Annotated in this window: 11 protein-coding genes; 7 read left to right on the forward strand and 4 right to left on the reverse strand. The window is 71.5% G+C overall.

All coding sequences use genetic code 11. From position 1 onward, the window contains the following. Positions 1 to 61: 61 nt before the first annotated feature. Both C1J00_RS30690 and C1J00_RS30695 read right to left on the reverse strand, forming a co-directional pair. Complete coding sequence (locus tag C1J00_RS30690) at positions 62 to 1,279, reverse strand: cation:proton antiporter (protein WP_102912250.1); 1,218 nt, start codon at positions 1,277 to 1,279, stop codon at positions 62 to 64. A gap of 4 nt (positions 1,280 to 1,283) precedes the next feature. Beyond that, the gene (locus tag C1J00_RS30695; protein WP_102912251.1) at positions 1,284 to 1,769 is read right to left on the reverse strand and encodes a cation:proton antiporter regulatory subunit; all 486 of its coding nucleotides are present in this window, start codon (positions 1,767 to 1,769) and stop codon (positions 1,284 to 1,286) included. A 206-nt stretch (positions 1,770 to 1,975) separates the two neighbouring features. Between C1J00_RS30695 and C1J00_RS30700 the strand changes: the two genes are divergently transcribed. From C1J00_RS30700 to C1J00_RS30715, 4 genes are all read left to right on the forward strand, one after another. Then, positions 1,976 to 2,923, forward strand: a complete 948-nt coding sequence (locus tag C1J00_RS30700; RefSeq protein ID WP_245936572.1) for a sensor histidine kinase — start codon at positions 1,976 to 1,978, stop codon at positions 2,921 to 2,923. Beyond that, the gene (locus C1J00_RS30705) at positions 2,923 to 3,576 is read left to right on the forward strand and encodes a response regulator (RefSeq protein ID WP_102912253.1); all 654 of its coding nucleotides are present in this window, start codon (positions 2,923 to 2,925) and stop codon (positions 3,574 to 3,576) included. The genes C1J00_RS30700 and C1J00_RS30705 overlap by 1 nt, the downstream gene beginning before the upstream one ends. Before the next feature lie 66 nt (positions 3,577 to 3,642). Continuing rightward, positions 3,643 to 5,157, forward strand: coding sequence for a tRNA (N6-isopentenyl adenosine(37)-C2)-methylthiotransferase MiaB (miaB, locus tag C1J00_RS30710; RefSeq protein WP_102912254.1), 1,515 nt, complete (start codon positions 3,643 to 3,645; stop codon positions 5,155 to 5,157). A gap of 58 nt (positions 5,158 to 5,215) precedes the next feature. Then, complete coding sequence (locus C1J00_RS30715; RefSeq protein WP_102912260.1) at positions 5,216 to 5,929, forward strand: class III extradiol dioxygenase subunit B-like domain-containing protein; 714 nt, start codon at positions 5,216 to 5,218, stop codon at positions 5,927 to 5,929. Between the two features lie 158 nt (positions 5,930 to 6,087). Here the strand turns inward: C1J00_RS30715 and C1J00_RS30720 are convergent, their stop codons facing one another. After that, positions 6,088 to 6,435 carry an antitoxin gene (locus C1J00_RS30720; protein ID WP_102912255.1) on the reverse strand — a complete coding sequence of 116 codons (348 nt, stop codon included), beginning with the start codon at positions 6,433 to 6,435 and terminating at the stop codon, positions 6,088 to 6,090. Positions 6,436 to 6,461: 26 nt separating this feature from the next. After that, positions 6,462 to 6,731 (reverse strand): hypothetical protein, encoded by a 270-nt coding sequence (locus C1J00_RS30725; RefSeq protein WP_102912256.1) that lies wholly within the window; start codon positions 6,729 to 6,731, stop codon positions 6,462 to 6,464. A 182-nt stretch (positions 6,732 to 6,913) separates the two neighbouring features. Between C1J00_RS30725 and miaA the strand changes: the two genes are divergently transcribed. From miaA to dapF, 3 genes are all read left to right on the forward strand, one after another. Continuing rightward, positions 6,914 to 7,852 carry a tRNA (adenosine(37)-N6)-dimethylallyltransferase MiaA gene (gene miaA / locus C1J00_RS30730; RefSeq protein ID WP_102912257.1) on the forward strand — a complete coding sequence of 313 codons (939 nt, stop codon included), beginning with the start codon at positions 6,914 to 6,916 and terminating at the stop codon, positions 7,850 to 7,852. A 108-nt stretch (positions 7,853 to 7,960) separates the two neighbouring features. Beyond that, complete coding sequence (locus C1J00_RS30735) at positions 7,961 to 8,473, forward strand: hypothetical protein (protein ID WP_102912258.1); 513 nt, start codon at positions 7,961 to 7,963, stop codon at positions 8,471 to 8,473. Positions 8,474 to 8,592: 119 nt separating this feature from the next. Then, positions 8,593 to 9,465: a diaminopimelate epimerase gene (dapF, locus tag C1J00_RS30740; protein WP_102912259.1), complete on the forward strand. Its 873-nt coding sequence runs from the start codon at positions 8,593 to 8,595 to the stop codon at positions 9,463 to 9,465. Positions 9,466 to 9,875: the final 410 nt, after the last annotated feature.

Raw genomic sequence — 9,875 nt, forward strand, 5'->3', positions numbered from 1 at the left:
AGATGTGTATAAGGAGACAGGACCAGGGGGTCGCGCTCCGGGTCGCCCGGCCCACCCCTCCTCAGTCGGCGACCGGCGCCTCGGCCTCGGTCGTCCGGGGCGCGGGCTCCGGGCGGCTGGGCTCGCGGCGCCGGGCCCACCAGGTCGCCACCGGCTCGGTGTAGCGCGCGGTGAGCGGGCCCAGGACCACCAGGATCAGGACGTAGGCCGTGGCCAGGGGGCCGAGGGACGGTTCGACACCCGCCGCGACCGCAAGGCCGGCGATGACGATGGAGAACTCGCCACGGGCCACCAGCGCGCCGCCCGCACGCCAGCGGCCCTTCACGGAGATCCCGGCTCGCCGGGCCGCCCAGTATCCGGTTGCGATCTTCGTCAGCGCGGTGACGACGGCCAGCGCGAGGGCGGGCAGCAGGACGGGCGGGATGCTCGACGGGTCGGTGTGCAGCCCGAAGAAGACGAAGAAGACCGCCGCGAACAGGTCACGCAGGGGGCTCAGCAGGGTGTGCGCACCCTCCGCCACCTCTCCCGAGAGCGCGATGCCCACCAGGAAGGCCCCCACCGCCGCCGACACCTGGAGCTGCTGCGCGACACCCGCGACCAGGATCGTCAGGCCCAGCACGACCAGCAGCAGCTTCTCCGGGTCGTCGCTGGAGACGAACCGTGAGATGAGCCTGCCGTAGCGCACGGCCACGAACAGCACGAGCCCGGCCGCGCCCAGTGCGATCGCCAGGGTCACGCTCCCGGCCATCAGCCCGACGCCCGCCACCAGCGCCGTGACGATGGGCAGGTACACCGCCATCGCCAGATCCTCCAGCACCAGCACGCTGAGGATCACCGGCGTCTCCCGGTTGCCGACCCGGCCCAGATCGCCGAGCACCTTCGCGATCACACCGGACGACGAGATCCACGTGACACCGGCCAGTACGACGGCGGCCACCGGACCCCAGCCGAGCAGCAGCGCCACGGCGGCGCCGGGCAGCGCGTTCAGGGCGCAGTCGACCAGACCGGAGGGGTAGTGGGTCTTGAGGTTGGAGACCAGGTCGGTCGCCGTGTATTCCAGGCCCAGCATCAGCAGCAGGAGGATGACGCCGATCTCCGCGCCGGTGGCGACGAACTCCTCGCTCGCCCCCAGCGGCAGCAGACCGCCTTCACCGAAGGCGAGACCGGCCAGGAGGTACAGGGGTATCGGCGAGAGCTGGAAGCGGCCGGCGAACCGGCCCAGCAGGCCGAGGCCGAGAATGATGGAACCGAACTCGATGAGCAGAACCGCGGAGTGCAACGGCTCACTCCCGCTCGAGGATGGTCGCGGCCGCGTCGACACCCTCACGGGTCCCGACGACGATCAGAGTGTCGCCGCCGGCCAGCCGGAAGTCCGGCGTGGGCGACGGGATGGCCTCGGCCCGGCGCAGCACGGCCACCACCGAGGCGCCCGTCTCCGTCCGCATCCGCATGTCGCCCAGCACCCGCCCGTTCCAGCGCGAGGTCGCGGCCACCTCGATCCGCTCGGCGACCAGCCCCAGATCCGTGGTGTACAGCAGGCTCGGGCTGTGGTGGGACGGCTTCAGCGCGTCGATCAGCGATCCCGCCTCCGAGCTGGTCAGCTTCAGGGACTGGGCGCAGGAATCGGGATCGTCGGGCCGGTACACGTTCACCGTGCGCGTGCCGTCGCGGTGCGCCACTACCGACAGATGGCGGTGTTCCCGGGTCTCCAGGTCGTACTGGACCCCGATACCCGGTAGCGGCGTCGCCCTCAGGCGCGGAGCTGACACGTTACTTCCCCTTGTTCGTCTTATTTGTCGTACTTTGTTGGCCTGTTGAACGGTGGCGATCACCGAACGGGTCAAGTCCGCATGCTCCCATCCGGCCGTACGGTGACGACATGGGTGTCGTGACGGATATACGCAGCGGTCGGCCGCCGGAGAGGGTGGAGGGGGCGGTGCCTGGTGCGAAGACGGGAAGGAGCGGATCCGGAAGCGTGTCGTTGTTCTGGCGGATCTTCTCGCTCAACGCCGCCGGTCTGGTCGTGGCCACGGCGTTGCTGCTCGGCCCGGTCACCGTGTCCACCCCCGTCCTCGCCGGCGAGGCCCTCGTCCTGTTCGCCGGCCTGGTGATGCTGCTCGCCGGCAACGCGCTCGTGCTGCGGTTCGGCCTGGTGCCCCTGCAGCGGCTGGACCGGGCCATGGCCACCGCGGACCTGCTGCGTCCGGGCTCCCGGCCGGTGGTCGCGGGACCTGCTGAGACGGCCGGGCTGATCATGACGTACAACACCATGCTCGACCGGCTGGAGGCCGAGCGGGCCACGGGCGCAGCCCGGGCGCTGTCCGCACAGGAGAGCGAACGGCACCGTATCGCACGGGAGCTCCACGACGAGGTCGGGCAGACCCTGACTGCCGTCCTCCTCCAGCTCAAGCGCGTCGCCGACCGGGCGCCCGAGGACCTTCGCGAGGAGGTGGGCCAGGCGCAGGAAGCGACCCGGGCCGGCCTGGACGAGATCCGCCGGATCGCCCGCCGGCTGCGCCCCGGCGTCCTGGAGGAACTCGGGCTGGCGAGCGCGCTGCGGTCGCTCAGCGGCGAGTTCACCACCCACGGGCTGACCGTGCGCCACCACGTCACCGGCGATCTCCCCACCCTGACCCCGGAAGCGGAACTCGTCGTCTACCGGGTCGCCCAGGAGGGGCTGACCAACACCGCCCGGCACGCCGCAGCCGACCGCGCCGAACTCCGCCTCCGGCCGGTGCCCGGCGGCGTCGAACTCCTCGTACGGGACAACGGCACGGGCATCGGTCACGCCCCCGAGGGCGCCGGCATCACGGGCATGCGGGAACGCGCCCTGCTGATCGGTGCCGCCCTGACCCTGGAACCGGCTCCGGGCGGCGGCACCGAGATACGGCTGCGCATACCGGCGACAGAAGGATCCCGCTGATGTCCACACCGATCCGCGTCCTGCTCGCCGACGACCACACCCTCGTACGCCGGGGCGTGCGCCTCATCCTGGACGGGGAACCGGACCTGACGGTCGTCGCCGAGGCCGGCGACGGGGCCGAGGCCGTCGCACGCGCCCGCGAGACCGCCGTCGACCTGGCCGTCCTGGACGTGGCCATGCCGCGGATGACCGGCCTCCAAGCGGCCCGGGAACTCTCCCGCCGACTGCCCGGCCTGCACATCCTGATCCTGACGATGTACGACAACGAGGAGTACTTCTTCGAAGCGCTCAGAGCCGGAGCCAGCGGCTACGTCCTCAAGTCCGTCGCGGACCGCGACCTGGTCGAGGCCTGCCGGGCGGCCGTGCGGGACGAGCCGTTCATCTATCCGGGCGCCGAACGCGCCCTCGTCCGCTCCTACCTGGAGCGGCTGCACCGGGGCGACGGCCTGCCGGAGAGGGCCATCACCGAACGCGAGGAGGAGATCCTCAAGCTCGTCGCCGAGGGGCACACCTCGAAGGAGATCGGCGAACTGCTGTTCATCAGCGCCAAAACGGTCGAGCGCCACCGTGCCAACCTGCTCCAGAAGCTCGGCGTGCGCGACCGCCTGGAGCTGACCCGCTACGCGATCAGGGCCGGACTCATCGAGCCCTGAGGCCGGTACGGGGTGGTTGTCCACAGGCGGCCGGGCCACCATCGCCGACCGCCTACCCTTGTCCCCATGAGCAGCATCGACCGGAGCCAGTCAGTGGGCGGCACGCGCACATACGAGGTACGCACCTACGGGTGCCAGATGAACGTCCACGACTCCGAGCGGTTGTCCGGACTGCTGGAGGACGCGGGCTACGTCCGCGCCCCCGAGGGCGCCGACGGGGCGGACGTCGTCGTCTTCAACACCTGCGCCGTGCGTGAGAACGCCGACAACAAGCTGTACGGCAACCTCGGCCACCTCGCCCCGAAGAAGGCGAGCCGCCCCGGCATGCAGATCGCGGTCGGCGGCTGTCTGGCGCAGAAGGACCGCGACACCATCGTGAAGCGCGCGCCCTGGGTGGACGTCGTCTTCGGCACGCACAACATCGGCAAGCTGCCCGTCCTGCTGGAACGCGCGCGCGTGCAGGACGAGGCACAGGTCGAGATCGCCGAGTCGCTGGAGGCGTTCCCCTCGACGTTGCCCACCCGCCGCGAGAGCGCCTATGCGGCCTGGGTCTCCATCTCCGTCGGCTGCAACAACACCTGCACCTTCTGCATCGTCCCGGCCCTGCGCGGCAAGGAGAAGGACCGCCGCCCCGGCGACATCCTCGCCGAGATCGAGGCCCTGGTCGCCGAGGGCGTCTCCGAGATCACGCTGCTCGGGCAGAACGTCAACGCGTACGGCTCGGACATCGGCGACCGTGAGGCCTTCAGCAAGCTGCTGCGGGCCTGCGGAAAGATCGACGGGCTGGAGCGCGTCCGCTTCACCTCCCCGCACCCGCGCGACTTCACCGACGACGTCATCGCCGCCATGGCCGAGACGCCGAACGTGATGCCGCAGCTGCACATGCCGCTCCAGTCCGGCTCCGACCCGGTCCTGAAGGCGATGCGCCGCTCCTACCGCCAGGAGCGCTTCCTGGGGATCATCGAGAAGGTCCGCGCCGCCATCCCGCACGCCGCGATCAGCACGGACATCATCGTGGGCTTCCCCGGCGAGACCGAGGAGGACTTCGAGCAGACGCTGCACGTGGTGCGCGAGGCCCGCTTCGCCCAGGCCTTCACCTTCCAGTACTCCAAGCGCCCCGGCACCCCGGCCGCCGACATGGATGGCCAGATCCCCAAGAAGGTCGTCCAGGAGCGCTACGAGCGGCTCGTCGCCCTCCAGGAGGAGATCTCCTGGGAGGAGAACAAGAAGCAGGTCGGCCGCACCCTGGAGCTGATGGTCGCCGAGGGCGAGGGCCGCAAGGACGACACCACCCACCGCCTGTCCGGTCGCGCCCCGGACAACCGCCTGGTCCACTTCACCAAGCCGGACCAGGAGGTCCGCCCCGGCGACGTGGTCACGGTCGAGATCACCTACGCCGCCCCGCACCACCTCCTGGCCGAGGGGCCCGTGCTGGACGTGCGCCGTACCCGCGCGGGCGACGCCTGGGAGAAGCGGAACGCGGCCGAGAAGGCCAAGCCGGTCGGTGTGATGCTGGGACTGCCGAAGGTCGGCGCCCCCGAGCCCCTGCCGGCCGTGGCGAGCGGGTGCGGCTGCGACTGAACCGGACCGCTGCCGCCCTGTGCGGTGGCAGCTGCCCCTGAGAGTTACCCTGCCGATCATGCTTGTCGCCGCCGCAGTCTGCCCCTGCCCGCCCCTGCTGGTCCCCGAGGTCGCCCAGGGCGCCGCCCCGGAACTGGACGCCGCGCGGAACGCCTGCACGGGCGCGCTGGGCGTGCTCACCGCCGCCCGGCCCGGCCGGCTCTTGGTCGTAGGCCCTGTGGACGGCCCCGGGCCCGAGACGTACCCGGAGGGAGCAGCCGGGTCGTTCCGGGGCTTCGGCGTCGACCTCGATGTACGTCTGGGAGCGGCCGAGGGCGCGGACCCGCGACCGCGACTGCCCTACGCGCTGACGGTGGCCGCCTGGCTGCTGGAGCGCACCGGGTGGTCCGACGCCCCGGTCGAGGGACTCGGGGTGGGGGAGTCGTACCCGCCCGGGCTGTGCGCGCGGACCGGTAGGGACATCGCCCACCGGGACGAGCGAGTTGCCCTGCTGGTGATGGGTGACGCCAGCGCGTGCCGGACGCTCAAGGCCCCGGGCTATCTGGACGAACGGGCGGCCCCGTTCGACGCGGAGGTCGCACGGGCGCTCGGTGCGGCGGACGTGGCCGCACTCACCGCGCTGGACACCGGGCTGGCCCACGAGCTGAAGGTGTCCGGCCGGGCCCCCTGGCAGGTCCTGGCGGGCGCGGCCGAGGGCGCGGACCTCGGCGGATCGCTGCTCTACGAGGACGCTCCCTACGGCGTGGGATACATCGTGGCCAGCTGGTCGTAGAGCGGACGGCAGGCCGGTTTTCCGGTATTCCGGTAGGCCCATAGGCAAGCGAACAGACGGACAAGCGAACAGACAGGCAAGCGAAACGGCGGGGACGGCCGGGAGCCAGTGCTCCGCGGCCGTCCGCCGATGTGCCCTTCAGAGTGCCGATGTCCGCGTCAGGAAGCGGGCGGTGGCGTGTCGTCCGGCGGCGTGGTGCCACCCGGGTCCCGCGGCGGTGTTGTGCGGCCCGCCTCCGGCGGCACGGCACCGGTGCCCGGCGGCGGTGTCGTGCCACCCCCGCCCGGTCCGCTCTCGCCCTGGTGCGCGAGGCGGCCCATGGCGCCCTTGGCCCTGCCCGTGCCCGACTGGATCCTGTCGCTGTACTTGCCCTTGGTCCTCTTGTCGACGGCCTGCGCGGCCTTGTCGAGACCGTGGTGGATCTTGTCCTCGTGCCGCTGTGCGAGGTCCGAGACCTTGCCCTTCGCCGGGCCCAGCTTCGTCTTCACGTTGTGCAGGAGACCCATGGCTCACCTTCCCTCGCGCGGGGCGGTCACGTACGGGCACCCTCGCCGGCCTCGTTGTCGGCCGCCTTCTCGGTGGACTGCTGCTTGGGGATGTCGACGCCTTCGGGCTCGGTGACTTCGGCAGCGGTCTCACCGGCCGGATCCGTCGCTTCCCCGGCTCCGTCGGTGCCCTTGGCCTCCGCGGCCTCGGCCGCCTCATCCTCGGTCCCGGCCTTCGCCGTATCGGTCTGAGCCTCGGCTGCAGGCGTCTCCGCCGTGGCCTTCGACCGCCGGAGAAGTCGTGCAAAAACGCCCATATCCACTCCATACGTTACTCGTGCGGGCGAAATCCCGCGTTGCCCGGTGCGTCAGTTTGCGCGGCCCGGGCCACCGCCTCGGTGATCCGGCGGCAGGAACCTCGCAACGGGCAACGACCCTGCGGCCGTGGCGTCACGTAACTCGTTCGAGACCAGGGTTCGGGGTTTGCGAGACTGGGGCGGTGAGCAGTGCACTCCCCGCCCCCCGCGTCATCGCCGTCGTCGGACCTACTGCGGCCGGAAAGTCCGATCTGGGCGTCTTCCTGGCCCAGCGTCTCGGCGGCGAGGTCGTCAACGCCGACTCCATGCAGCTCTACCGAGGGATGGACATCGGTACCGCCAAGCTGACGCCCGAGGAGCGTGACGGCGTCCCCCACCACCTGCTGGACATCTGGGACGTGACCGTCACGGCGTCCGTCGCCGAGTACCAGCGCCTGGCCCGGGAACGGATCGACGCCCTGCTCGCCGAGGGCCGCTGGCCGATCCTGGTCGGCGGCTCCGGACTCTACGTGCGCGGAGCCGTCGACAACCTGGAGTTCCCCGGCACCGACCCCGAGGTCCGCGCCCGCCTGGAAGAGGAACTCACGCTGCGCGGCCCCGGCGCGCTGCACGCCCGTCTGGCCGCCGCCGACCCCGAGGCCGCCCGCGCGATCCTGCCGAGCAACGGCCGCCGGGTCGTCCGCGCCCTGGAGGTGATCGAGATCACCGGCAAACCGTTCACGGCCAACCTCCCCGGCCACGACTCGGTGTACGACACCCTTCAGATCGGCGTCGACGTGGCCCGCCCCGAGCTCGACGAGCGCATCGCGCGGCGGGTCGACCGGATGTGGGACGCCGGCCTCGTGGACGAGGTGAGCGCACTTCAGGCGCAGGGGTTGCGTGAAGGGCGTACGGCCTCGCGCGCGCTCGGCTACCAGCAGGTGCTCGCGGCGCTCGCGGGGGAGTGCACCGTCGAGGAAGCGCGGACCGAGACCGTCCGTGCCACCAAGCGCTTCGCGCGCCGCCAGGATTCATGGTTCAGGCGCGACCCACGGGTGCACTGGTTGAGTGGGGCGGCAGCCGATCTCACGGAACTTCCGCAGCTCGCGCTGTCCTTGGTCGAACGACCGGTTACAGCCTGATCACGTCATGGCATCGGGATGCCCAGGCCGTCATCCGGTCCTTCGGCGGCGTGCCATCATCGAGCTTCGATCGACCGAGTTGAGTCCTAGTTGGGAGGGCGCGTGGCGATGGAGGCCGGCCCTCGCGACACCGCACCGAGCACCGATCACATCACCGCCGAGCGGGATGAGCCGGGGCCCGACGCCGCACCCGAGCAGGAGGCGGACCACCTCAGCTCCGACGGGCCCGACGAGTCGCAGGGTGTGACGGACGACGGTCCCGAGCCCGGCGAGATGTTCGCCGACGAGGTCGAGGTCGAGCTGCGTCCGCAGCGCCGGCTCCACATCTGGCAGCTGGCCCCCATCGTGGGTCTCGCGGCACTCGGCTCCCTGATGTTCGCCTTCCCGCTCGCCTTCGACTTCGGCGACAGCGGGGCCGTCATCGCCATGCTGGGCCTGCTGATCTGCTCGTGTGCGGCCGGCTGGGGCATGATGGCCGCCCGTCGCGTCGGCTACACCTGGCCGGGCCTGCCGGCTCGCGGCTCCGGCCGCAAACCCGACTGGCGGGTCGCCCTCGCGTACGCCCTGGTCGTGGCCCTCGTGGTGGTCCTCGCCGTGTGGCGCGTGGCGCGGCTGCGCTGATCGCGCGATACGGGCGCCGATGTGCTGTCGCAGGCGCGGAGGGGTGCTGACGTAGCCGCGAAGGGGCCCCGTCGTAGCCGCGCAGGGGCGCTGTCGTAGGCAGCCCTTACGATCGAGGCATGAGCACGCGGATCGCCTTCCTCAAGGGTCACGGCACCGAGAACGACTTCGTGATCGTCCCGGACCCCGAGAACACCATCGACCTGTCCCCGGCCGCCGTCGCCGCCCTGTGCGACCGGCGCGCGGGCATCGGCGGTGACGGGCTGCTGCACGTCGTGCGCTCCGCCGCCCACCCGGAGGCCGAGGAGATGGCGGCCGAGGCGGAGTGGTTCATGGACTACCGCAACGGCGACGGCTCGATCGCGGAGATGTGCGGCAACGGCGTGCGGGTGTTCGCGCGCTACCTCCAGTGCGCCGGTCACGTCACCGAGGGAGACCTCGCGGTGGCCACGCGCGGGGGAGTGAAGACCGTGCACCTCGCCAAGAACGGCGATGTGACCGTCGGCATGGGCCGGGCGGTGCTCCCGGACGGCGACGTCACGGTGAGCGTCGGCGAGCGCAGCTGGCCCGCACGGAACGTCAACATGGGCAACCCGCACGCGGTCGCTTTCGTGGACGACCTGGCGCACGCGGGTGACCTGCTCTCCCCGCCCCCCTTCAGCCCGGCCGCCGCCTACCCGGACGGTGTGAACGTCGAGTTCGTGGCCGACCGCGGCCCCGGGCACGTCGCGCTGCGTGTGCACGAGCGCGGCTCCGGTGAGACCCGCTCGTGCGGCACGGGCGCGTGCGCGGTCGCCGTGGCCACCGCCCGCCGCGACGGCGCCGACCCGACGGCCACCGGCACCCCTGTGACCTACACCGTTGACGTCCCCGGCGGCACCTTGGTGATCACCGAGCGGCCTGGCGGCGAGATCGAGATGACCGGCCCGGCCGTGATCGTGGCCGAGGGTGAGATCGACACGGACTGGCTGGATGCCGTCACGTCCGCGTGAGCCGGAACCGGTCGTCTCGAAACACCCGCGCACCTTCGGTCGGCCGACCCGAAACCACCGCTGGAAACCGGCCAGTTGGCGAGATTCGCATGGTGCAGGTCGTGACCTACGAGGGTACAAACCTCACATTCGTCCCTCGAATGGGTGATCAGTTTCACGCTCGGCGAGAGGCGGTCAATCGGGCATGGTGGGCTCGGTAGCATCAAGCACCGGCCCGGACGGGGGACCGAAGCCGCCTCCTGAGCCATGTCCGCTCTGGGGCACCCGTCCGCCGGTTGACGCAGCCGGAGGTGCCCATGAGTGCGGAGGCCACGAATTCCGTGACCCCAGGCCCGATGCCGGGCGCGGTGTCAGGACCGGTGACGCCGACAGCCCCCCGCAGAAAGGCCCGCCCCCGGATCGACCTGCGC

The sequence above is a fragment of the Streptomyces cahuitamycinicus genome (assembly GCF_002891435.1).
GTDB classification, from domain to species: Bacteria; Actinomycetota; Actinomycetes; order Streptomycetales; family Streptomycetaceae; genus Streptomyces; species Streptomyces cahuitamycinicus.